The sequence below is a fragment of the Pedobacter gandavensis genome (genome assembly GCF_032678745.1).
Classification (GTDB): domain Bacteria; phylum Bacteroidota; class Bacteroidia; order Sphingobacteriales; family Sphingobacteriaceae; genus Pedobacter; species Pedobacter gandavensis_C.
Genome location: NZ_JAVTST010000010.1, coordinates 68,767 through 93,209 on the forward strand (window position 1 = coordinate 68,767; position 24,443 = coordinate 93,209).

The window sequence follows — 24,443 nt, forward strand, 5'->3', positions numbered from 1 at the left end:
TGTGCTATTCCAGTATTATTATTTTTTTAAAGCTAATTGATTTGTTTTAACTGCAGAAGTGTCTTTTGCTACGCTATCTGCTGGTGCAACTGCAGCTGGTGCTACTGTTACTGGCAGGTTAAACTCTTTTCTCAAATCGTCTGTCAAATAAGTTCCCTGTTTTTTAACCCATGCCTCATACTCAGCTTGCGAAACCACTCTAACTTCCTTCTGCATTTTGTAGTGACCTTCACCACAAATTTTAGCACATAAGAATAAGTAAGCAAATTTAGGATCGTTAGTTTTCACTTTCATCTCTTCAGTAGTGATGGTTGGAGTAAACTCGAAGTAAGAAGTCATACCTGGTACTGTATTCAATTGAATTCTGAAGTGAGGCATGTAGAAACTATGCAATACATCCTTGCTCGTTAAAATTAAACGAACCGGTTTGTTTACTGGAATCACCATCTCATCAGCAGTCTGATCATCTAAAGTGTTTTTGTCTTTAAAATCAATACCTAAAGCATTAATAGAGTTGATCAACTTGTAGTTTTTAAGTCCTACAATACCATCAGCTCCTGGATAACGGATTGCCCATGCAAATTGAGATGAAGTGATCTCGATGTTGATTGGCTTGTTATTAGGATCTTCAATTTTGTAGAAAATCGATCTCCAGGTTAAGAAACCCATCAAAACCAACACGGTCAATACCAATGCAGGAACGATTGTCCAGATACGCTCTAAAGCGTTGTTATGAGGATAGTAATATGCTTTCCTTTTTCCTGTGCTTCTGTAGATATAAGCAAAAACGAATAGGATGATGTGCGTAGCAATAAATACGATAGTGGTAATGATCAGGGTGATGTTAAACATCTGATCAATTTTCTTACCGTGCTCTGAAGCTGCTTCAGGAAGGATCATCTTTCCATGAACCGTATATTCCCAATAAACACCATATAGACCTACTATAAGGAACAAGGCAAACAGAACTCCGTTTACCGTATTCCAGTTGATACCTTTCGGTTGATCTTGAGCCTCACGGGTCAACTCATATACCTTTAAAGCTTTTCCAATGATTGCTACAAATAAGCAAACCAGCAGAAATGCCATGGTATAAAATATAGCCGTTTTATAAACCGGGCCCATATCAATAGGTTTGGCTACGGTCTCAGCGGCAGCGCCGGCAGCTTGTGCAAATGCGCTTGTGCTTGCAAAAACAGTAAGAATCACTGCTAGTGCCGCTATTGTTTTGTTACTTATAAATTTTCTTAAACTCATTTCCTTAAAAGTAGTAACGCTGTACTTCTATTATACTATTATTTTATATACTCTATTAAGATCACTTATTACAAGTGATGATTCAAACTTTCCTGTAAGAACGGGTGGTTCTTAGGGATTAAAGGCTGCTTACTCAGTGCTCTTAAAACGGTAAAGGTAAACAATCCTACAAAACCTACAGCTGTTCCAATCTCAATAATACCAAAAGCATGGTGTTCTTCAACTGTTCCAGGCATAATCATTTGGTAATAATCAACCCAGTGACCGCACAATACAATGATACAAACCGTTAACATGATGTTTTCTTGTCTCTTATTGTCTCTGTCCATTAATAATAAAACAGGGGCTAAGAAGTTTAATACCAGATTAAGGTAGAACCAGAATTGGTAGTGATCAAATCTTTTGTAGAAGTAAACCGTCTCTTCAGGAATGTTTGCATAATAGATCAACATAAATTGAGCGAACCAAACATAAGTCCAGAAAATAGAGAATCCGAAGATAAACTGACCAAGGTTATGTAAGTGACTATTGTTAACCCAGCTCATGTAACCTGATTTTTTCAACAGGATGATGATGATCGCCATAGTCGCTAAACTACTTACCCACATTGCAGCGAAGTTGTACCAACCGAACATTGTTGAGAACCAGTGTGCCTCAAGAGACATGATAGTATCAAAAGCAAAGATTGGGGTAGTGAAACCATAGATTACTAAAAATATACAAGAGTATTTAAAGCTTTTTCTGTAAGAATTTAAACCACCTTCTAAATCTTCATTCGTAGACAACTTAGCAAGAAGTACTGCAAAAATACAGTAAACACCTAAGAAGATCACCTGACGTGCCATAAAGAAAGGCACGTTAAGGAATGCTGATTTACCAGCGATTAATTTATCATATTGAGGACTGCTTGGGTCTGTTAAACCTGGAGCATTCCAGTGATGATATAAGTTGTGTGTGTACAAACCAGCTGCCATTACTGCGATTAAAATAACAACCGCAATCGGTAAGGTTTTAGCCATCGCCTGTGGTACACGTAATATAGAAGCAGACCAACCAGCCTGTGCTACAAATTGAACAGCAAGAAAGAATGCACCTGACATGCAAACACATGCGAAGTAATAAGCCATCAGTAACAGGTTCGCATAAGTACGCTCGTGAAGCGCCTCTGCCGAAAAGCCATATCCTATAGCTACTGCTCCTAGGACAATAGCGATCAGACTTAAGGTCTTTGCTTTACCTGTAAACTCAAACTGCTCAGTTAAATTATAATTGTGAGTTCCCATTTATTTGTGCTTTTCTATTGTATTTTTTGTAATTGTTGAACATACATCACTACTTTCCATCTTTCATCAGGAGATAGTTGAGAGGCATGTGAACCCATGTTATTTAAACCATACTCAATAGTATGATAAATTTTTCCTGCAGAAAGGTCTTTCATCAAACCACCGCGTGATGAAGCTGCATCACCATGGTAAGAAGGAATACCGCTCACCTTTTCGATTTTCACCAGGTGACCTTGTCCATCTCCTTTTTCACCATGACATGGTGAGCAGAATACTGTGAACAGATGCTTTCCTGCTATTAGATTTTGTTCTGTTTCAGGAAACGGATTTACCAGGCTAGTACCGGCAGCTTCGTATCCTTCTTTAGTATTAGGAAAATCGTCGTACTTATTGAACCCAACCGGGGTAGTATGAGCTGGTGGCGTTTGTGCCGTTGATCCGTTCTTAAAGTTTTTATTTGGCTGATCTGGATTATAAGCAATCGGATCATACATGTTCCTTGCATATTCTAAACCTGTACTCTGCGGATCTTTACACGCTGAAAAGACAACAGCACTGGCAAGAATACAAAACGAGGCTAAAACTACTTTATTCTTATTCATAGCTAATATACTTCCTTTCATTGTGCTTAATTTCTAAAGCACCTGCATCTTTTAATAAACCATCAATTTTACTATGATCGGTATTTTCTTTAGCATCCACAGCGATAATAAATCTATCATCCGTAGCTCTTAAGTCCATTACTCTAGGTGCTCTTCCTGGGAACAAATGCGTTGAAGCATAGTATGCGCCCACTAAACTGAATGCACAGAATAAAACCGTTACTTCAAACATAATCGGAATAAAATCCGGAAGTGCTAAAGCTGGTTTACCACCAATATTATGTTTCCAATCTACCACCGAGGTTAAGTAGATTAATGCGAATGCAGAAATGGTTCCGGCTACCCCGCAAAAGAATGCAAGGATATCCAACCTGGATCTTTTGATCCCTAATTTAGCTTCGATGCCGTGAATAGGCATTGGTGTATAAACATCATGTATTTTAATGTTATTTGCCTGTAACTGGTCGATGCCGTGCATCATTTCGTCAGGATCACCAAAACTGCCTAAAATATATTTGATATTACTCATTGTTATATTTTTGCGTATTCTTCTTGTTTAACACTATCAAATTTCTCTAAAGACTCTACGTATTCTTTCACGTGTTCTTTGTCCAGATGACCTTCTTTAATTTGTTCCATTTTAGACTGCTCACTTGCACTCTTCAGTAACAGTTTCACCTCTGCAATTGCGATAGAAGGTAATACTCTTAAGAATAAAAGGAACAAGGTAAAGAACACTCCTATTGAGCCTACAAAGACACCCACATCTACCCATGTAGGATAGAACATCGCCCAACTTGAAGGGATATAATCGCGGTGTAATGAAGTCACAATAATTACGAAACGTTCGAACCACATACCAATGTTTACAACGATAGATAAAATCCAGGTTGCTGCAATACTGGTACGGATCTTTTTGAACCAAAGCAACTGAGGAGAGATTACGTTACACGTCATCATCATCCAATATGCCCACCAGTATGGTCCGGTTGAACGGTTAATGAAAGCGTATTGCTCGTATTCTGAACCTGAGTACCAGGCAATGAAAAACTCAGTGATGTAAGCTACACCTACAATCGATCCTGTTAGAATGATGATCTTATTCATCGATTCAATGTGGAACATGGTGATGTAGTTTTCAAGACCTAATACTTTACGTGCTACTAGTAATAATGTTAATACCATCGCAAATCCTGAGAAGATCGCCCCTGCTACGAAGTATGGAGGGAAGATCGTGGTATGCCATCCTGGAATTACCGAGGTTGCAAAGTCCATAGATACAATCGTGTGTACCGAAAGTACCAGTGGCGTAGAGATACCTGCTAAGATGATACATACCGCCTCAAAACGCTGCCATGTTTTTACGTTACCAGACCATCCGAAAGAAAGGATAGAATAGATTTTACGTCTCGTTCCTGTTGCACGGTCACGGATAGTCGCGATATCAGGCAATAAACCTGTATACCAAAACAATAGTGATACCGAGAAGTAAGTAGAGATGGCAAACATATCCCAAACTAGCGGAGAGTTAAAGTTTACCCATAATGACCCGAATTGATTCGGTAATGGAAGTACCCAGTAAGCCAACCATGGTCTACCCATGTGGGATACTACATACGTCGCGGCGCAGATTACGGCGAAGATCGTCATCGCCTCTGCGGAACGGTTAATGGAATTCCTCCAGTTCTGTCGGAAGAGTAATAGTACCGCAGAGATCAGTGTTCCTGCGTGACCGATACCTACCCACCAAACGAATCCGGTGATGTCCCATGCCCATCCAACTGTTTTATTTAATCCCCAAGCACCGATACCAAACCAAAAGGTATATCCAACGGATACCAACCAAAGTGTGGCACCGCAAAGTGCGAGTATAAATCCTATCCACCATGCCCTGTTAGGCTTGTTCTCAACTGGCATTAAAATATCATCCGTAATCTTTGCATACGTGATATCATTGCCGGTGATTAATGGCTCTCTTAATATTGATTCCTTATGTCCTGACATAATTTATTTTCTTTAATATCAGCTTACGCTTGTACTGTTGTATCTGTGTTTCTAATTTTTGTCATATAACCTATACCCGGTTGTACGTTGATCTCTTCCAATACATAGTAAATACGCTCACTACGTAGTGCTTTAGATACTTCCGACTCAGGATCATTGGCATCGCCAAAGATGATCGCATTTGCCGAACACGCTTGCTGACATGCCATTTTTATATCACCATCTTTTAATGGACGTTTTTCGATCTTAGCAGTTAATTTACCAGCCTGGATACGTTGGATACACATAGAACATTTCTCCATAACACCTCTTGAACGAGCAGTTACATCAGGGTTAAGTACCAACTGAGTAAATTCGTTGTTCAAGTAGTTGTCGAAACGAGAATCATTCCAGTAGTTAAACCAGTTGAAACGACGTACTTTATACGGACAGTTGTTCGCACAGTAACGTGTACCTACACAACGGTTATAAGCCATGTGGTTTAAGCCATCTGATGAGTGTACTGTTGCCAAAACCGGACAAACCGTCTCACATGGAGCGTGGTCACAGTGCTGACAAAGCATTGGTTGGTGAACTACAGATACGTTATCAAGGTTGTCTAAATGAGCAATTTCTTTCTCTTCAGTTACCGAGTTGATACCTGTACCATGATTACCATGTGCTGCGTCTGCATGTGCATCTGCCTCAACATTAAAGCTGTAATAACGGTCAATACGGATCCAGTGCATTTCTCTGCGCTTACGAACCTCTTCTTTACCTACAACAGGAATGTTATTTTCAACGTTACATGCAACGATACAAGAACCACAACCAGTACAAGCATTCAAATCGATTGCCATTACCCAGTTGTTACCTGGTTTCTCGTAAGCAGGCCACAAATCGTAAGTTTTATGTTTTGCATGGTCATTACCTGAACCTGCAGCTGGATTCTTTTTGTATTCAGTGAAAGTAGCTTCACGAATGATGTTTCTTCCTTCGAATGAATGGTGCGTTTGTGTTTGCGCCAATTCTTCTCTGCGACCCGTTCCAGACAACTGAACCGTAGTTGCATATTTAGAAGTACCATTGCTGAAACTTACAAAAGGATAAGCATTCTTACCTACGTTATTTCCAGCCTTACCAGTCATTGTTCTACCAAATCCTAAAGCGATAGAAGCAGTTCCTTGTGCTTGTCCTGGCTGAATCAACACAGGTAAGTCAATAGTATAACCGTTTGCTGCTTTTACAGATACGATATCGAATTCTTTATAACCTAATTTCTCAGCGAACTTAGGCGCAATAGCAATGTAATTGTCCCAGGTTACTTTCGAAACCGGATCAGGCAATTCTAATAAGAAAGCATTGTTACCATGTCTACCATCACGCATTGCTGCACTTTCGTAAACTTGTAACTCGATATCTTTTGCTAATGATTTACTGTTATTTAAAATAGTAGGAATTACTGCTGCTAATGATAAGCTGAAGGTATAAGCTCCTGCTGGTTTAGCTGCTGCAATGAATACACCCGTTTGTAATACTTCTTTCCAGGTTTTACCGAATAAAGGAAGGATATTTTTCTCCCAGTTGTTACGTACATACTGGAAATAATCTTTAACCGCGTTATCAGACCAGATTAATAAACTCTCTTCTGCCTGACGGGTATTGAATACTGGATTGATTGTTGGCTGAACGATAGAGTAAACACCTTCGTAAGCAGTTGCATCACCCCATGACTCTAAATAGTTATGGTTTACTGCAATTACATCACATAAGCTTGAAGTCTCATCTTTACGATCAGAGAACGATACTTTTAAGGCCACCTTAGCCAATGCATCAGCAAAAGCTTTAGTATTTGCTACATCATAACCAGGGTTAGCATTTAAGATGAATACCGCAGCAACTTCTCCCCTGTTCATTTCATTGATAAACTCAGCAAATTCTGCATCATTACCTGCGTAACGTTTACAAGGATTGTCTAAGTCGATCGTTGTACCATAACTACCGATCGCAGAGTTGATCGCATTTACCAGAATCTGAGTAGATACGTCATTTGAACCTGAAACTACTAATGCCTTTCCTTTGTTTTGCAACAATTCTTTAGCTACTAACTTAATTGCTTTATCAGCAGTTACGTTATTTGGTAAAGCAGCACCAGCTAAGTTATTTCCGGTAATGGTATTATATAAGGTAATTAATGCAGGTCCCTCTTCTGATAGTTTAATCGGTACACGCGTATCCGCGTTAGTACCTGTTACACTCATACCAGCTTCGAACTGGAAGTGACGTGACATTTTACCAGCTTTTAAAGACTTGTGATTTCTGTTCGCAACATACTGGGAAGTGAATTCTTCACCGCTGATCCAGGTAGACAAGAAGTCTGCACCGAAACTTACGATCAGGTCAGCCTTATCAAATCTATATTGTGGAACTACTGCTTTACCGAAGCTATTTTCATTTGCTTTGATAATACCAGTATAAGATACTGCATCGTATTGTACGTGCTTAGTATTAGGATAAGCAGCAGTAAAGTCTGCAATTACTCCTTTAGTAGAAGGACTGCTTACTGTAGAAGAAACCAAACGGATTTTCTTTCCTGATGCCTGAGCTTTGTTTAATTCGCCTTTTACAAATTCATCAATCTTAGCCCATGTTGCTTTTTCATCATCCTTTAAAACAGGACCATGTAATTTAGAAACATCATAAAGGTCTAAAACAGAAGCTTGCGCCTGTGCATCTGTACCTGTATTGAATACTCCTGAATTAGGATTTGCGTCAATCTTAATTGGACGTCCCTCTCTGGTTTTCACCAATACACTCTGTCCATTGAAACTTGATACATAGTAATTCGGGATACCCGGAACTACCTCTTCAGGTCTGATGACATAAGGAATTGATTTATGAACCGGAGCTGTCTGACAAGCTGCAAGCGTTACCGCTCCCAGGCCGAAACCTAGTGCTTTCAAAAAGTCCCGGCGCGGGGTTACCGTACTTAACCCTGCTTCATTTAAAACATCTTCTATTGGAAGGGGCTCAGCAAATTCGTTTTTGTTGTTTTCAACAAAATCGGGAGTGTTTTTATACTCCTCTAAGCCTTTCCAGTATTTTTTATTGCTTTCCATTTAAGCTATATTACTGTTTATCGAACGTTCTTATTAAACTCTTATTAATAGTGGCACTTACCACACTCTAAACCACCCAATAATGCTGGAGTGATTTTTTCGCCTTTTTTGATTTTCTCATGGGCTTCAATCACTTTCGAATAGAAAGCATTGTCTTTACCTGAAATCTCAGCGTCTTTATGGCAATTGATACACCATTTCATTGTTAGCGGAGAGAATTGATAAACTTCTTCCATGGTATTCACTGGACCGTGACATGCAAAACATACCGGCTCATTTGGCTGAAGACCTTTTTCTTTTCTGATCGCTTCCTCACCTACTACTACGTGTTGAGAGTGGTTGAAATAAGCAAAATCAGGAAGATTGTGTACACGAATCCATTCTACTGGTTTCTCTTTTGACTTGTCATAAGTCAAAGTTGCAGGATCGTAACCGATCGCAGTATAGATCTTTTGGATCTCAGGAGAAATTTCACCGTTATACTTCTCAGTCGCTTGTACTGATTTGTGACAGTTCATACAAACGTTCACAGATGGGATAGAAGCATTTTTAGATTTAAATGCACCTGAGTGACAGTACTGACAGTCAATCTGATTCGTACCCGCGTGTAATTCGTGAGAGAACTTGATTGGTTGTACCGGCTGATATCCAGTGTGTACACCTGTATTCCACATGCCCATCCAACCGAATGAACCTAAGCTCACTACTAAACATAGAATGAAGAAGAATACAAATTTTTTGTTTTTGAATAACCTGCGAACACCTACAGCTAAAGAAACGTTGTCCTCTTCAGAGATTTCAACACCTTGTTTCTGTAAGATCAAACGCTCTAACATTTTAATCGCACGTCCTAAGATTACCAATACCGCAATCGATATTAATATAATAGCAACGATACCTGCGATAGAGAAGTCAGATACACCTGTGTCAGCAGTTGCTGCACCTACTGCAACTTCGCCTTCTTTCTTAGGCTCGCCCGCTTTAGCGTAAGCGATAACGTTTTTAATTTGGTCGTCCGTTAAAGTTGGGAACGTAGTCATCTCCGATGGAGAGAACTTCGCAGCCTCAATCGCTTGCTTGTCGCCAGCGTCAACTAAAGCTTTCCAGTTCTTTACCCATTTAATGGTAAAGGCTTCGTCTAGCTCGTTTACTTTAGGCGTTAAAGCCGGACCTGTACTGTTACGGTCTAATTGGTGACAAGAAGAACATTTATCTTTAAATATTTTCCTTCCTTCCACTACATCTTGCGCTTGTGTTGCAGAAACGATTAAAACAGATAAAGCCGTAAACATGAATGCCGACTTCCAAACTCTTCTAATGATCAATGAGATATCCCTCATAATGAGTATTTTATGCTATTTTTTAAAAAACTTGTAAACCGCCTTTGGCAATCGAACTTAGGTTCTACACCAAAACGTCCACAAAAGTAAAATTTATTAACTTACCAATGACAAATAAATGACAGTAAATACAATTTATAATCAATCTAAATAGTTTGTTTTTGGGGCTTTAAACGAAGAAAATCAGCAATTTTCGAAAAACTGCTGATTCTTCTCAGCCAACCTCACATTGACAATATTTGTAAATTCAATTTACATTTTTAATATCCATGCAAAGATCAGTGGCGCAACGATTGTTGCATCTGATTCTACAATGAACTTTGGCGTGTTGATATCTAATTTACCCCAAGTGATTTTTTCGTTCGGTACTGCTCCTGAATAAGATCCATAAGAAGTAGTCGAATCAGAAATCTGACAGAAATAGCTCCAAAATGGAATATTCTCCATTTCCATATCCTGATACAACATCGGAACAACACAAATTGGGAAGTCACCTGCAATACCTCCACCAATCTGGAAGAATCCGATTCCTTTACCAGAACTGTTTTTAATGTACCAGTCTGCTAAATAACCCATATATTCAATACCACCTTTTACAGTAGTCGCTTTAACTTCACCTTTCATCACATAAGAAGCAAAGATATTTCCCATTGTAGAATCTTCCCATCCTGGTACTACAATCGGCAAGTTCTTCTCAGCTGCTGCAAGCATCCATGAGTTCTTAGGATCAATCTCATAGTATTGCTCAAGATCACCGCTTAATAACATCTTGTACATGAATTCATGCGGGAAGAAACGTTCTCCAGCATCTTCTGCATCTTTCCAGATCTTATTAATGTGTTTCTGTAATCTACGGAAAGCCTCTTCTTCAGGAATACAAGTATCTGTAACCCTGTTGTAATGGTTTTCTAAAAGATCCCACTCGTCCTGTGGACTTAAATCACGGTAGTTAGGCACTCTTTTGTAATGAGAATGCGCAACAAGGTTCATGATATCCTCTTCCAGGTTGGCACCAGTACAAGAAATAATCGAAACTTTATCCTGACGGATCATTTCAGCTAAAGAGATTCCAAGCTCAGCAGTACTCATTGCGCCTGCAAGCGTAATCATCATCTTACCACCTTCATCCAAATGTGTTTCGTATCCTTTAGCCGCATCCATCATAGCTGCCGCATTAAAATGGAGATAATTCGTCTCCATGAATTGCGAGATAGGTCCTCTTTTCGTACTCATTTTTGATTAAATTTTGTTGTTAGCGCAAAAATAGGCAAATAATCGTAAAGGACTAATCCTAACCCCGCTTTAAAAATGAAACCTGAGCAATTACTGGCGCTAATCTTGCTATGGGATCGCCAGTAACAAAATTTATATAAATCTTTCCTATTTTAGGCCAATGAAGAGAATTTCGCTTTGCATCACTATCCTGATCATTACCGTCGCAAACGCATCCGCACAAAAGAAGTTTATCAAACGATACTTGTCAGAAAAAACAGATAGCTCACGCAGAGCGAGTTTTATGCCAGTGCCCATTTTTCGGTACTCACAGGAAATCGGAGCAGAATTCGGTCTTGGCGCACTATACTCCACTTATCTTGATAGAAAAGACAGCACCAACCGCAGCTCAAACTTTTCCGGAGTTGCTTCCGTATCGACCAAAGGGCAGTACAACTTTTCTTTAAAGAGCGATATATGGACCAAGGGCAACGAATATCATTTCATTTCTGAATTCAGATTTAAAAGAATGCCTTTTGATTTTTTCGGGATTGGTAATGAAACTTTGTTTGCAAATTCAGACCGACTGGTACAGCGACAATCCAGAATCATGCTGGAGGCTGAAAAAAGATTATTACCCCATGCCTATACCGGACTCTCTCTTGGTTTCGAAAACTATAATTTCAAAGATGAAGTCACAGGTGGGCTTTTCGCCACAGATCCAAACCTGATCCACAGATCAGGTGGCAATGTTGCATATATAGGTGTCTCCCAAAGCTACGATACCAGAAATTCCAACAACTACCCTACTAAAGGATTCCTCGGCCGAATCGCCTATCAATACGCACCAGACTTATGGTCAGGAGAAAGCTTCACAGGAAGTGTCATCAAAGCAAACGTCAGAAACTTCTGGTCGCTCAGCCCTAAATTTGTCCTGGGGGTAAATGCCTTATTCCATACCGTACAGGGAAAAAAGATTCCTTTTTACTTATTGCCACAAATGGGGAATGATGAAATGATGAGGGGATATTACACCGGCCGCTACCGTGATCAGAATTTATTAGCCGGCCAGGCCGAACTGCGCTACCGCTACAATAACCGCTTCGGCGCAGTAGTATTCGCCGGAACCGGACAAGTATTTGCTAATGGTAATTTTGCCGCTAAAAACTTCAAACCCTCTTATGGAGTTGGCGGAAGATATTTCTTCGATCCTGAGAAAGGACTCAGCGTCCGTATGGATTATGCAGTTGGAGAAAAGCGCATCAATGAAAAACGCCAGAGTGGTTTCTATTTCACCCTGGCAGAAGCATTTTAAAACCTGATTTTAAAACTTAATCTTAAAATGCTCTTTTGCCTGTCCTTTTTTAAAGTAAACCAATCCGATCCAAAACAAATCTATGGTCACAGTCACATCAGGATGGCTCTTTATCTCTTCCCATGCTTCTTTCATCCCTTCACTCCAATAAATATCATCAAAGATCAATAGCGAACCTTCATGTACTTTCGGTAAACACCAGTTAAAGTAATTGAGGGTCGCATCTTTTCTATGGTTGCCATCTACATAAACGAAATCCAACCGATCTGATTGCGAGATAAACTCAGGAAGTAAGTTGTCAAAATTCCCTACCCTTAACTCTACATTTTCCAATTCCAGATCCTGAAAATTCTTATATGCTGCTTTTGCAGTCTCCGGACAACCTTCAATGGTCACAATGTCTGCTTCCGGACAAGCCTTCGAAAGATAAGAAGTGGTTAAGCCCAGACAAGTACCTAATTCTAAAATATGGCTTGGCTTGTTTTCTTTCGCAAGGCGATAAATCAACTGCGCCAACCTTGGGCTTTTCAATGCATTCTTTGCGATCTGTCGCACCTTTTTAGTACGGTTCTTATTCAAATGAGAACCTGCACCCAGGTCCGTCACTGTAATTAAAGAATCGTCATTTAAAAGTTTTTTTCTTTGTGCTTCAATGCTTTTGTAATCACTTTTAGCGTTAAAATCGTAAATTACCTCATCTGTGAGCTTATAAACGAAAGGAGAATGAGTACCATGTCTGCTTTTTGAAGTCAATCGGTGCTGTAGATAGTCGCTGATAAAATTGAAAACCATAGCTACAAAAATAAGCAATCACATGATTCTAAGTTGCATGTTTAATGGAAAATAGTAAAGAAATAAGTGCTTTAGTCAAATTGTTGGACGATCCCGATCCGGAGATCTTCGAGCATATTGAAAAACGCCTGCTGGAGTATGGAGAAGAAGTGGTTCATTTTCTTGAAAATGCATGGGAACAATCATTAGACGCTTTACTACAGGAACGAATCGAGAATGTAGTTCATAAAATCCAGTTCAACAGTGTTAAAGAAGACTTGAATCTTTGGTACCAAAGCGGTGCTTTCGATTTACTTCAGGGGGCATTGGTCGTAAATAGATATCAATACCCCGATCTCAACGAAGAAAAGATCAAGCTCCAGATGGAAGAGATCAAAAGAGAAATCTGGATCGGATTACAATATGAAATGAGTTCTATTGAAAAAATCAAACTCATCAATCACGTATTCTATAATGTGTATGGTTTCAGTGGAAATACGAAAAATCACCACGACCCTCAAAACTCTTACATCAATCAGGTATTGGATAGTAAAAAGGGAAATCAGATATCTTTAGCCATCATTTATTCAACAATTGCCCAGAAACTAGATATCCCGGTATATGGCGTCAATCTGCCACAACATTTTATCCTGGGGTATATTGATGAGAGTAAAAGAGAAGATCATGAGTTTGGCGTACTCTTTTACATCAATGCTTTTAATAAAGGGGCCATCTTTGGCAAACATGATGTAGACCAGTTCTTACGTCAACTGGGACTTGATCCTATGCCCGGCTTTTATGCCCCATGCAGTAATGTAGAAATCATCAGAAGAATCATCAGAAACCTGATCTCCTCTTATGAGAATCTAGGCTCAACAGAAAAGGTGAAGGAATTAAAAGAGCTGCAGGAAATCCTGAGCAGTAGCAACCTCTAGTTTATATAATTTTATTGGCTTTCATCCAATTAACCAACCTGTCAAACCATTGATCGGCTGTTGTCTTGTTGTTTAAACCAAAACCATGTCCACCACCTTGGTAAACGTGTAACTCTGCCTTGATCCCTGCTTTTACCATTGCGCGGTTAAAAGACAAACTATTTTCTACAGGAACAGATTTATCATCATTGGCATGTACTAAAAATGTAGGCGGTGTTTCTGCATCCACATGACGTTCATTGGAAAAGTAATCCTTTTGCGCGGCTGTTGCATTTGGCCCGGCCAGATTTTTTGCAGAACCTGTATGTGGTGACTCCAAAAATGAAACTACCGGATAAATCAACATGGAAAAATCAGGACGAAGACTCAGTCCTTCCTTATTCTCTATCTTAACATCCTTATAATGTACCGTCAGCGTAGCCGCAAGATGGCCACCTGCAGAAAAACCCATGATCCCTATTTTTGCAGGATCAATATGATATTTCGCTGCATCCTTCCTTAGCAGATAAATTGCCTGTTCGGCATCCTGTAAAGGCCCGAAAGACTTATCCAGCATAATCGCATCATCAGGCAAACGGTATTTCAGTACAAACGCAGCAACGCCGATTTCATTGAACCTCCTGGCCACATCATCACCCTCATGGCTAATTGCCAAAATTCCATAGCCACCCCCCGGACAAATGATCACCGCTGCACCTGTTGCCTTTTCTTTCAAAGGTAAAAACACTTTAAGTGTAGGTACAGATACCTTACTGACTCTAACTATCCCATCTTTCCCCGTTTCAGAAATCTCTTTAAAATCCGCAGGTGTAGGTTTCGAACCCGGAATTGCTCCTGGGTAAATGAATATACTTTCCTGCGCCATTGCGCTACTTGCAACAAAAAGACCGGTCATCATTAGTCCAATAAGGTATCTCATATTTAAAATTCCATTAAGTAAGCTTTCAAAAACTCATTCAAATCTCCGTCCAGTACCGCCTGCGCATTAGAAGTCTCATAATTGGTACGTAAATCTTTCACCAATTTATAAGGATGAAGTACATAATTCCTGATTTGCGAACCCCATTCGATCTTCTTCTTCGAGCCTTCAATTAAAGCTGTTGCTTCCATGCGCTTGCGCATCTCCGCTTCATACAATTGCGATTTTAACAAACGCATTGCATTCTCTTTATTTTGCAACTGAGAACGCGACTCCTGGTTTTTAATCACAATACCCGAAGGCTTGTGATACAACCTTACAGCCGTTTCCACCTTGTTCACATTTTGTCCACCAGCACCACCGGAGCGGAAAGTCTCGAATTCAATTTCTGAATCCTTCACTTCAATTTCAATCGTATCATCCACTAAAGGATAAACATATACGGAAGCAAAGGAAGTATGTCTGCGGGCATTGGAATCAAAGGGCGAAATGCGCACCAAACGGTGAACCCCATTTTCTCCTTTCAGATAACCATAAGAAAAGTCTCCTGCAAACTGAAGCGTAACCGATTTTATACCCGTTACCTCCCCTTCCTGCGAATCCTGTTCTGTTACCTTATAGCCGTTCTTCTCTCCCCACATGATGTACATCCGCATCAGCATCGCTGCCCAATCACAACTTTCGGTACCACCGGCACCTGCTGTAATCTGCATCACTGCATGAAGCTGATCTTCCTTACTACTCAGCATGTTTTTCAGTTCCAGTTCTTCCACCATGTTCAAACAGCGGTTGTACTGTTCCTGCATTTCTTCTGCACTGGCATCACCAGACTGTAGAAACTCAAACATCACTTCTGTATCTTCCAGCTCTTTATTCACCTCTTGCCAGGCATCGGTCCACACTTTCTTGGAATTAATTCCTGCCAAATGTTTTTCTGCCTTTTTAGGGTCATCCCAAAAGTCGGTCTGCAGTGTAAGCTCCTGCTCTATATAAATTTCTTCAAGTCGTGTTTCGACGTCAAAGATGCCTCCTCAGCGACGCTACTCTGTCCCTTAAATCCTGTATTTGTTCTTTTGTCATAATCACAAATATATAAAATACAAAGAGGTTCTGTCCCTGTTTTAAAAAACAAGCACAGAACCTCTTTAAACCTTTTCCTTTTCTTAATTAAAAAGGCCTTTTAGCTTATCAACGATACCATTTCCACCTTCTTTTCCATCTTCAGCACCACCGCCAAACAAGTTTGTCAAGTCCGACAATTGGAACTTACCATCAGGTCCTGAAATCTTCGTTAACATATCCTGAAGATTAAAAGAGCTGTCGTTCGGATCATTTGTCTTATTCACCAACTGTCCCATTACTCCGGGGATGATAGAAGCGGCAATAGCTTTTGCCGAATCCAGGTTGATGCCCATACCGGCCAGCTTATCAATAAAGCCAGTTGAAGCATCCTGCACCACCGCAGAATTCGCCACATCTCCACCTTTAAAGGCATCCACCAGGTTACCAATATTTCCGGACGACAATTGTTGTTTCAAGGAGTCAAAAATAGAACCGGAAGCCGCTTGAATCGCTGCTTCATTTTGCTCATTAGGAATCTCACTATTATTCACAATGGCATCCTGAGCGCTTTGTTTAACCAGTTCATTCAAATTTTCTAACATAAAATTGTTTTTCTAGGTGATGTACTAATATTAGTATCTTAAATATAATCAATTAAAACCATCAGTAAATCAAAAAACCATCCTTATTTTTTCAAACTCATGTAATCAAGTGCCAGGTTACTAAGCGCTTCCACCCCCAAACCAAAACCACTTTCATCGATAAAGAAATCAGGAGTATGGTGTGACGGTGCTTTTAACGGGTCCTGTCCTTTAGGCATTCCTCCCAGGAAAAGAAACAAGCCCGGGATCTTTTCCTGAAAGAAAGAAAAGTCTTCTGCTCCAGTTACCGGAGGTTTCAATTTTACATGGGCAGCACCAGCCGTAGCCTGTAAACTAGGCAACATCTTTTCTGTTAATGCCACATCATTAAAAGTCACAGGATAATGGTTACTATATGGAATCTTTACCTCAGCAGTACCTCCTCCAGCTTCCGCTGTTTTTGTGGCAATCGTCTTTACCCTTTCAATAAACATCGCTTCATCTTCTTTACTGAAATTTCTGATCGTCCCCAACATTTCCACCTTTTCCGGAATGATGTTAGATCGAATCCCCCCGTTAATGGCACCAATCGTAACTACACCTGGATTTTCCGTCACATTAAGGTTCCTACTCACAATTGTCTGCAGGTTATTCACAATTTGTGCAGAAATCACAATGGGATCAACACTGCTCCAAGGATAAGCACCATGTGCCTGTTTACCGCTCACCGTAATCTTCAAATCATTCACTGCAGCCATAATTCCGCCCGGGCGATAAGTAATCTCCCCAACCGGCGTTTGTGAATTGATGTGCAAACCAAAAATGACATCCACTTTCGGGTTTTCCAATACCCCTTCTTTTACCATCAATTCAGCACCACCTTCTTCTCCATGGGGCGCTCCTTCTTCTGCAGGTTGAAAAATAAATTTTACCGTTCCTGGAATATCCTTCTTCATGGAAGCCAGCACTTCTGCTACTCCCATTAAAATGGCAACATGGCTATCATGACCACAAGCATGCATCACCCCAACCTCCTGGCCATTATATATCGTTTTCACCTTAGAAGCAAAAGGCAAATCCACTCGTTCTGTTACTGGCAAACCATCCATATCTGCTCTTAGTGCAACTACAGGTCCTGGTTTTCCGCCTTTAAGAATCCCAACTACACCCGTTTTTGCTATACCTGTCTGTACCTCGATCCCCAAAGATTTTAAATGTTTTGCCACCAATGCAGCTGTTCTCGTTTCCTGGTTACCCATTTCCGGATGCTCATGCAGATCCCGACGCCAATCCACCACTTTCTGTGCGATGCTCAAGGCTTTTTTTGAAACCTCAGGTCTCAAATTTTGCTTTTGGGCAACCGCAGTAGCGCTACACAAAACCAACAGTACAAAGTAAAATCTTTTCATAAACCTATTTTTTTACGTTAAATATAAGATAATGAGTGGATATTCATTTCGGATAGAAATATTAAAAAGGTCATTTCAGCAAATAAAATAAACCCCTACATTTACAAAAACCCCAATATGATGCTACCAACGATAAACTTTACAGAAACTGCAGCTTATAAATACCTGACTGATCATTTCATCGGTATCAATGAAAAAAGCTTAAAGGATCTTTTTACGGAAGATGCTTCCCGTTTTGAAAAATTTTCGCTCTTATTTGAAGACATTCTTGTCGACTATTCAAAAAACAGAATTGATGATACTACAATGGCGTTGTTAATGCAACTGGCCAGAGAGTGCAAACTAGACGAGGCTATTAAAGCCATGTTTAAGGGTGATAAAATCAACCAGACCGAAGGTCGCCAGGTACTCCACATCGCTTTACGTAACCAAGGTAATGACCCGATTCTTGTAGATGGCAAAAATGTCATGGAAGAAGTAAACAAAGTGCTGGAGAAAATGGATAAATTTAGTCAGGCCATCATCTCCGGATCATGGAAAGGCTATACTGGGAAAGCCATCACAGATGTAGTGAACATCGGTATTGGTGGTTCAGACTTAGGTCCTGTAATGGTTACTGAAGGCTTAAAAGCTTACAAAAACCATTTGAATATGCATTTCGTATCAAATATTGACGGAACGCACATTGCAGAAACCTTAAAAAATGTAGATCCGGAAACCACCCTATTCCTGATTGCTTCTAAAACTTTTACAACACAGGAAACCATGACCAATGCCAACAGTGCAAAGGACTGGTTCTTAAATAGCGGTGCTGCGCAAGGCGATGTAGCCAAGCATTTTGCGGCACTTTCTACCAATGCGAAAGATGTATCTGCATTTGGTATTGACACCAACAACATGTTCGAATTCTGGGACTGGGTAGGTGGAAGATATTCTTTATGGAGTGCGATCGGTCTTCCTATCGCTTTAAGCATCGGTTTCGACAATTTCAAACAGCTACTTGCTGGGGCACATGCCGCTGATACCCATTTTGAAAATGCAGAATTTGAAAACAATGTACCTGTGATCCTGGCTTTAATTGGCATCTGGTACATCAATTTCTTTGATGCAGAAACTCAAGCCATTTTACCGTACGATCAATACATGCACCGCTTTGCTGCGTACTTCCAACAGGGAGATATGGAAAGCAACGGTAAACATGTAGACCGCAATGGTAACGAAGTAACTTATGAAACCGGACCAATCATCTGGGGAGAACCAGGAACCAATGGACAACATGCTTTCTATCAGTTGATCCACCAGGGTACCCGTTTAATCCCTTGCGATTTCATCGCTCCTGCGCAAAGCTTAAACCCACTCGGCGATCATCACCCGATCTTATTGTCTAACTTCTTCGCGCAAACAGAAGCGCTGATGAATGGTAAAACAAAGGAACAGGTAGTTGCAGAACTGGAAAAAGAAGGTAAAAGCAGCGAAGAAATCGAAAAACTGGCACCATTCAAAGTTTTCGAAGGAAACAGACCTACCAACTCTATTCTATTAAAGAAAGTAACGCCATTTAGCTTAGGCAGTCTGATTGCAATTTATGAGCATAAAATCTTCGTTCAGGGCATCATCTGGAACATCTTCAGTTTCGACCAATGGGGTGTAGAGCTCGGCAAGCAATTGGCCAAAAGCATCCTTCCGGAATTAGAAGGAAATCAAGAAGTTAATTCTCATGACGCTTCTACAAACGGCTTGATCAACCAGTATAAAAACTGGAGATAATTACAAAAAAATAGCGCTTGGAATTAAACCTTTTAAGCGCTATTTTGTTCTAACCAAATAAAAAAGGATATGATCATGAGAACATTTAAAAAATTGTTAGCACTTCTTATTGTTTTCTCTACTGTGCAGGTAATGGCACAAACCGACAAAGCAACCACAGCCAAATTAGTCGCTGACAAACATCTTGTGTTTGAAGCTACCTCTGCGACCCCTATGGCTAATGCTGATTTAAACAAAGTAATGAGCAGATTCCCAGGTGGTGTAAGTGGTGGTATGATCCAACTTTCCGGATCTCAATATCAACTGATTATTGATAAGGATAGCGTAGAAGCTTACCTTCCTTATTATGGAAGAGCATATACAGCTCCGATGAATCCGGATGATTCAGGTATAAAATTTAAGTCTAAAAAATTCGACTATAAAACCACTGCCAAGAAAAAAGGAGGATGGATCATTGAAATCACTCCTAAAGACACCAAAGATGTACGCTCGTTATCTTTAAGTGTATCTACAAGTGGTTATGCCACCTTGAATGTGAACAGCATGAACAGACAACCAATTACCTTTAACGGTGTCATTGCTGAACCTAAAAAAACTGAAACAACAGAAAAATAATAAGAAGCAGCGAAAAGCCCGTCATATCCAGGATATGGCGGGCTTTTTTCATTAATAATCTTAGCAGATTATGGCTTAGCCAGCAGATTAACCTGGAACATATGTGGCCATTTCTTGCCCGTTACGAATAAGCGTTTACCTGCTTTATCCCAGGCAATACCATTCAATACATTGTTTGCCTGATCTATCTCATCTGTATAATATCCTGCTGGCAGTAATCCAGAGAAATCAATCTCCTTCTCGATCACACCCGTTGCCGGGTCAATTACTACCACTACATTTTTCGTATAAACATTGGCATAAATCTTACCGTCAATGTATTCCAACTCATTCAGCTGAGGTACCGGACCATTATTGTTGTAAACTTCAATAGACCCTTCTTCTTTATAATTGTCTTTATTCAGGAACCAGATCTTATTGGTACCATCAGATTTGTATAGCCTTTGTCCGTCAAAACATAAGCCCCAGCCTTCCATACTCGATTGGTAAGGAAAAGTAGACTGCTGCGTCAAAGACTTTGCATCAAATACCAATCCCAACCTATTTTGCCAGGTCAGCATCACGATTTTATCACCTACCAAACTTGATCCTTCTCCAAAATACTGGTCATCCAGTTTCGTTTGCTGTAATACTTTACCTGTAGGCACATCTACCCATCTCACTGAGGAATGTTGCTCCTGACCGGTACTTTCCAGAAAACGGCCATTATGAAACTCTAAGCCCTGTGTATACGCAGCTGTATCATGAGGGAAAGTTTTAACCACTTTGTAGCCGTATTGTACAGGCACTACAGCCGACTTCAACTCAAAGTTGATCGTTAACGTATCTTTCTTTCCATCTTCCTCTATAACGGCTGTAATTAGCTTATAGCCCAAACTCAAACCATTTGTTGGAATAGAAACTGCTTCTCCGTTATTATTTGTAGCCACTGGCTTTCCATCCAGGGAATACACAGCGGAAGTAATGTTACTACCTGAAGGAAGTTCTAAAGCCACTTTAACCTCCGTTCCCAGCGGAAAACTTTGCCCTTGTTCCGGCGATTTAAAACTTACACCAGAACCAACTGATGTATTATTTTTACAAGAAATAACCAGCGAAACGCTCAATAATAAGCAGGCCGACAGGGCTAATTTAGATAAACTCATGATTTTTTTAACTTGGCCAGAATGCATCTTCAATGTGATTAATTTTAAAAAGGTTTTTATGCTCAAAAGTAATGGCAATAATATCAAAACGGATTTCCCCCTGATGTTGTTTCAATTCAATATAGGCTGCAGAAGCAAATTCCAATTGCCTTTCTTTTTTGCGGTCTACAAAATCTTCGGGATCCCCGAAATCAGTGCTGGTCCGGGTTTTCACTTCCACAAAAACCAAGGTTCCTCCCTGATCAGCTATAACGTCAACTTCTGCCCTGGCGTATCTCCAATTCACATTTAAAATGCGGTATCCTGCATTTTCCAGATAGTCTCTGGCGATCTCCTCCCCACGTTGGCCAAGTTCATTATGTGCCGCCATCTATTTTAAAATCACCGTTCCCAGGAACTTTGAAATCTCTCTTTCTACGGTTTTCATAAACATAAAACGCTGCATCAGAATCTCCAGATTTACCGGATCATTTTCTGTTTTAATCTCTTTAGAGATATCCGCCAACATCCTTGCAACTTTTCCTTTTTTCAGGTGGAAAATTCCACCGAGAACAGTTGCTTTCAGATTGACACTTTCATCTCTAACATAAATATTGTGCTTATTATACCAGTTTTCACTTAGGGAATATGGAGACGTAGATAGCGTAATCGCCAGTTCCACAATTTTCCGATCCTCATTATTGATAAACTGACTGGCTACCGGCAGGTGACCATTCTCTATTTCTTCATTATAGGTATCAATGATACTTTTACAGGTCGGATCAGTGAAACTCACATCTGCGAGATTCTGCATGATAAAAGATCCGATGTACATGTTATCGATCTTATCCCAGCTCACCAGTTCATGGCCATACGCCAATAAGAGACGTACCACCTCCTGCTCCTGCAGCAAGTCACTTTCTTCGGCTGCTGCCGCTTCCGCAGCTTCTCCTCCGGCGCCAGGAATTTCAAACAGATTGTCTGGCGGACCATCTGGATAAGGCTGATACTGGTTTTGATTTTGCTGTTGAAAACCGGAAGAACCTAGCCCAGAATTTCCAGTACCCGAATTACCGGAACCAGATTTTCTAAACTTCGCCATCCTGATCTTATTCAGTTCAGAAAGCAAAATTCGCTCTTCTACCTGCAGCAAACTACTACATTCTTTGATAAAAATCGAAGCCTTGATGTCATCCGGAATCTTTGCAATACTCTCTACAATGTCCCTGATGATCCCTGCCCTTTTAATCGGATCTGTTCCTGCTTCTTTCAGCAGGATATTTGCCTTGTAAAGAATAAAATCTTTACGGTTCTCTTCAATATATTTTTTAAATGCTCCAGAGCCTACATGGTGCATGTAAGAATCGGGATCATGACCATCAGGGAAAGAAACGACTTTTACGTTCAATCCTTCCTCCAGGATCATGTCTAATCCACGTAGTGAAGCTTTAATCCCCGCAGCATCGCCATCATAAAGAATGGTCACATTTTCTGTGAAACGACCAATTAGACGAATCTGTTCCGTAGTTAATGAAGTCCCGGAAGAGGCCACCACATTTTCTATTCCTGCCTGATGTGCAGCGAGCACATCAGCATAACCTTCTACGAGGTAACAGTTATCGGCATCCCTGATCGCTTTTTTTGCCTGGAACAAACCATAAAGCACATTCGACTTATGGTAGATCTCACTTTCCGGTGAATTGACATATTTAGGGACGTTTTTATCCGTTTTAAGTGTTCTACCACCAAAACCAATAATCCTGCCCGTAAAATTATGTATTGGGAACATCACCCTACCTCGGAAACGATCATACAACTTGCCTTTATCATTTCTGATCGACAAGCCCGTTTTCTCCAGGTATTCCTCTTTATGTCCTGCCGCAACGGCATGTTGAATCAAGGCATCCCAAACATCCGGGGAATAGCCGAGTTGAAACTTCTTGACAATATCTTCCCGGAACCCGCGCTCTTTAAAATAGCTCAGACCTATGGCTCGGCCCTGGTCCCCTGTCCACAGTTCATTGGCAAAGAAATTTGCCGCAAATTCTGAAACGATGTATAAGCTTTCCCGCGCATTCTGGGCTTCAATATTTTGTGGAGACTGTACCGTCTCCTCCACCTCAATATGGTATTTCTGTGCCAGAAACTTTAACGCTTCCGGATAAGAATACTTCTCATGGTCCATGATAAAATGGACCGAATCACCACCTTTACCACAACCGAAACACTTGTAAATCCCCTTTGCCACAGAAACGTGGAAAGAGGGTGTTTTCTCATTGTGAAAAGGGCAATTCCCTATCAAACTGGTACCACGTTTTTTTAAAGACACAAAATCACCAACCACTTCCTCAATGCGGACGGTTTCCATGATTTTGCTGATGGTATCCTGGTTAATCATTTTTTAATATTTTATTTATCGCTTGCTCTAATCACCTTATTTTATCCCTTTGTTTATTTCAACAGCGGGATCAATACTTCTGCCAGGGCTTGATTCCCTTTATTGTTCAAATGTACACCATCAGTCGTTAATACTCCTTTAGCTGCATCTGCTGTATTATTCTTTTCCCCGTAGGTTTTAAACAAATTCCTCAGGTCGCACAATGGCAATGTATTTTTAACTGCCAATTCTCTGATCGCTCCAGCATATTTATCTAAATCTGCATCCATTTCATTCGCGCCATTTTTCTTCTCCCCGATCACTGCTGGTGTACATAAAACCACCTTTGCACCAGCAGCCTGAATCTTATTGATCAATGCCTGATAAAAGGCAATAAATTTATCGTAATCCGTGCCGGTATGCATCGACTGTTTATGCCATACATCATTTACGCCTACATAGATCACCACCAGATCTGGTTTTTTTGCCAGTACATCCTCCTCCATCCGTAAATAAAGATCATACACCTTATTGCCACCAATTCCTGAGCCAATTACTTCATATTTCAAGGGATCCAGGGATTTGCGAATCAGATCCACATATCCACCCGGCTCTACTCCCATCTGGGTGATGGAATCACCGAAAAAAATAATCTTTTTAGGCTTAACAATCATAGCAGTAAATAAAACAAGTAGCGCCATTGGCACTAGTAAGGAAAGAGAAGCAACAACGAACCTGATTTTTTTCATAGCAGAAGAGTTTGTCTATCAAA

21 protein-coding genes are annotated in these 24,443 nt (G+C 40.3%); 4 read left to right on the forward strand and 17 right to left on the reverse strand.

Going from position 1 to position 24,443, the window contains the following annotated elements; genetic code table 11:
* Positions 1-18 precede the first annotated feature (18 nt).
* The 8 genes from R2S10_RS22555 to R2S10_RS22590 form a co-directional block, all read right to left on the reverse strand.
* On the reverse strand, positions 19-1,257 hold the full coding sequence (locus R2S10_RS22555) for a cytochrome c oxidase subunit II (RefSeq protein ID WP_316842683.1): 1,239 nt from the start codon (positions 1,255-1,257) through the stop codon (positions 19-21).
* A 68-nt stretch (positions 1,258-1,325) separates the two neighbouring features.
* Positions 1,326-2,540, reverse strand: coding sequence for a quinol:cytochrome C oxidoreductase (locus tag R2S10_RS22560; protein WP_316842684.1), 1,215 nt, complete (start codon positions 2,538-2,540; stop codon positions 1,326-1,328).
* 14 nt (positions 2,541-2,554) lie between these two features.
* Complete coding sequence (locus R2S10_RS22565) at positions 2,555-3,142, reverse strand: cytochrome c (RefSeq protein WP_316842685.1); 588 nt, start codon at positions 3,140-3,142, stop codon at positions 2,555-2,557.
* Positions 3,135-3,671 (reverse strand): DUF3341 domain-containing protein, encoded by a 537-nt coding sequence (locus R2S10_RS22570; protein WP_316842686.1) that lies wholly within the window; start codon positions 3,669-3,671, stop codon positions 3,135-3,137. Before R2S10_RS22570 ends, R2S10_RS22565 begins: the two co-directional genes overlap by 8 nt.
* A 2-nt stretch (positions 3,672-3,673) precedes the next feature.
* On the reverse strand, positions 3,674-5,146 hold the full coding sequence (gene nrfD / locus R2S10_RS22575) for an NrfD/PsrC family molybdoenzyme membrane anchor subunit (RefSeq protein WP_316842687.1): 1,473 nt from the start codon (positions 5,144-5,146) through the stop codon (positions 3,674-3,676).
* Between the two features lie 23 nt (positions 5,147-5,169).
* Positions 5,170-8,244, reverse strand: a complete 3,075-nt coding sequence (locus tag R2S10_RS22580; RefSeq protein WP_316842688.1) for a TAT-variant-translocated molybdopterin oxidoreductase — start codon at positions 8,242-8,244, stop codon at positions 5,170-5,172.
* 44 nt (positions 8,245-8,288) lie between these two features.
* A complete protein-coding gene (locus R2S10_RS22585) occupies positions 8,289-9,584 on the reverse strand; it encodes a cytochrome c3 family protein (RefSeq protein ID WP_316842689.1) in 1,296 nt (431 codons plus the stop codon).
* 252 nt (positions 9,585-9,836) lie between these two features.
* On the reverse strand, positions 9,837-10,817 hold the full coding sequence (locus tag R2S10_RS22590) for a deoxyhypusine synthase family protein (RefSeq protein WP_182960662.1): 981 nt from the start codon (positions 10,815-10,817) through the stop codon (positions 9,837-9,839).
* 160 nt (positions 10,818-10,977) lie between these two features.
* On the opposite strand from R2S10_RS22590, the gene R2S10_RS22595 reads away from it, so the two are divergent.
* A complete protein-coding gene (locus R2S10_RS22595; protein WP_316842690.1) occupies positions 10,978-12,111 on the forward strand; it encodes a BamA/TamA family outer membrane protein in 1,134 nt (377 codons plus the stop codon).
* Positions 12,112-12,120: 9 nt separating this feature from the next.
* Here R2S10_RS22595 and R2S10_RS22600 read toward each other — a convergent pair whose 3' ends face one another.
* On the reverse strand, positions 12,121-12,903 hold the full coding sequence (locus tag R2S10_RS22600) for a class I SAM-dependent methyltransferase (RefSeq protein WP_316842691.1): 783 nt from the start codon (positions 12,901-12,903) through the stop codon (positions 12,121-12,123).
* Positions 12,904-12,947: 44 nt separating this feature from the next.
* On the opposite strand from R2S10_RS22600, the gene R2S10_RS22605 reads away from it, so the two are divergent.
* On the forward strand, positions 12,948-13,817 hold the full coding sequence (locus tag R2S10_RS22605) for a transglutaminase-like domain-containing protein (protein WP_316842692.1): 870 nt from the start codon (positions 12,948-12,950) through the stop codon (positions 13,815-13,817).
* Between the two features lies 1 nt (position 13,818).
* Here the strand turns inward: R2S10_RS22605 and R2S10_RS22610 are convergent, their stop codons facing one another.
* From R2S10_RS22610 to R2S10_RS22625, 4 genes are all read right to left on the reverse strand, one after another.
* Positions 13,819-14,736 (reverse strand): alpha/beta hydrolase, encoded by a 918-nt coding sequence (locus R2S10_RS22610; RefSeq protein WP_316842694.1) that lies wholly within the window; start codon positions 14,734-14,736, stop codon positions 13,819-13,821.
* A 2-nt stretch (positions 14,737-14,738) separates the two neighbouring features.
* A protein-coding gene (prfB, locus tag R2S10_RS22615; RefSeq protein WP_316842695.1) for a peptide chain release factor 2 occupies positions 14,739-15,816 on the reverse strand; the annotation gives its coding sequence in 2 pieces (ribosomal slippage) (positions 14,739-15,755 and positions 15,757-15,816; 1,077 coding nt in all).
* Positions 15,817-15,899: 83 nt separating this feature from the next.
* The gene (locus R2S10_RS22620) at positions 15,900-16,400 is read right to left on the reverse strand and encodes a DUF937 domain-containing protein (protein WP_316842696.1); all 501 of its coding nucleotides are present in this window, start codon (positions 16,398-16,400) and stop codon (positions 15,900-15,902) included.
* 83 nt (positions 16,401-16,483) lie between these two features.
* Positions 16,484-17,788, reverse strand: a complete 1,305-nt coding sequence (locus tag R2S10_RS22625; protein ID WP_316842697.1) for an amidohydrolase — start codon at positions 17,786-17,788, stop codon at positions 16,484-16,486.
* 120 nt (positions 17,789-17,908) lie between these two features.
* Between R2S10_RS22625 and pgi the strand changes: the two genes are divergently transcribed.
* Entirely contained in the window at positions 17,909-19,555 is a 1,647-nt protein-coding gene (gene pgi, locus R2S10_RS22630) for a glucose-6-phosphate isomerase (protein WP_316842803.1), read from the forward strand.
* A gap of 75 nt (positions 19,556-19,630) precedes the next feature.
* On the forward strand, positions 19,631-20,170 hold the full coding sequence (locus R2S10_RS22635) for a DUF4251 domain-containing protein (RefSeq protein WP_316842698.1): 540 nt from the start codon (positions 19,631-19,633) through the stop codon (positions 20,168-20,170).
* 68 nt (positions 20,171-20,238) lie between these two features.
* Here R2S10_RS22635 and R2S10_RS22640 read toward each other — a convergent pair whose 3' ends face one another.
* The 4 genes from R2S10_RS22640 to R2S10_RS22655 are packed head-to-tail and all read right to left on the reverse strand — an operon-like array spanning position 20,239 to position 24,420.
* On the reverse strand, positions 20,239-21,315 hold the full coding sequence (locus R2S10_RS22640) for a glutaminyl-peptide cyclotransferase (RefSeq protein ID WP_316842699.1): 1,077 nt from the start codon (positions 21,313-21,315) through the stop codon (positions 20,239-20,241).
* Between the two features lie 7 nt (positions 21,316-21,322).
* On the reverse strand, positions 21,323-21,685 hold the full coding sequence (locus R2S10_RS22645) for a YraN family protein (protein WP_316842700.1): 363 nt from the start codon (positions 21,683-21,685) through the stop codon (positions 21,323-21,325).
* Entirely contained in the window at positions 21,686-23,692 is a 2,007-nt protein-coding gene (dnaG, locus tag R2S10_RS22650) for a DNA primase (RefSeq protein WP_316842701.1), read from the reverse strand.
* A gap of 53 nt (positions 23,693-23,745) precedes the next feature.
* Positions 23,746-24,420: an SGNH/GDSL hydrolase family protein gene (locus R2S10_RS22655; protein WP_316842702.1), complete on the reverse strand. Its 675-nt coding sequence runs from the start codon at positions 24,418-24,420 to the stop codon at positions 23,746-23,748.
* Between the last annotated feature and the right edge of the window lie 23 nt (positions 24,421-24,443).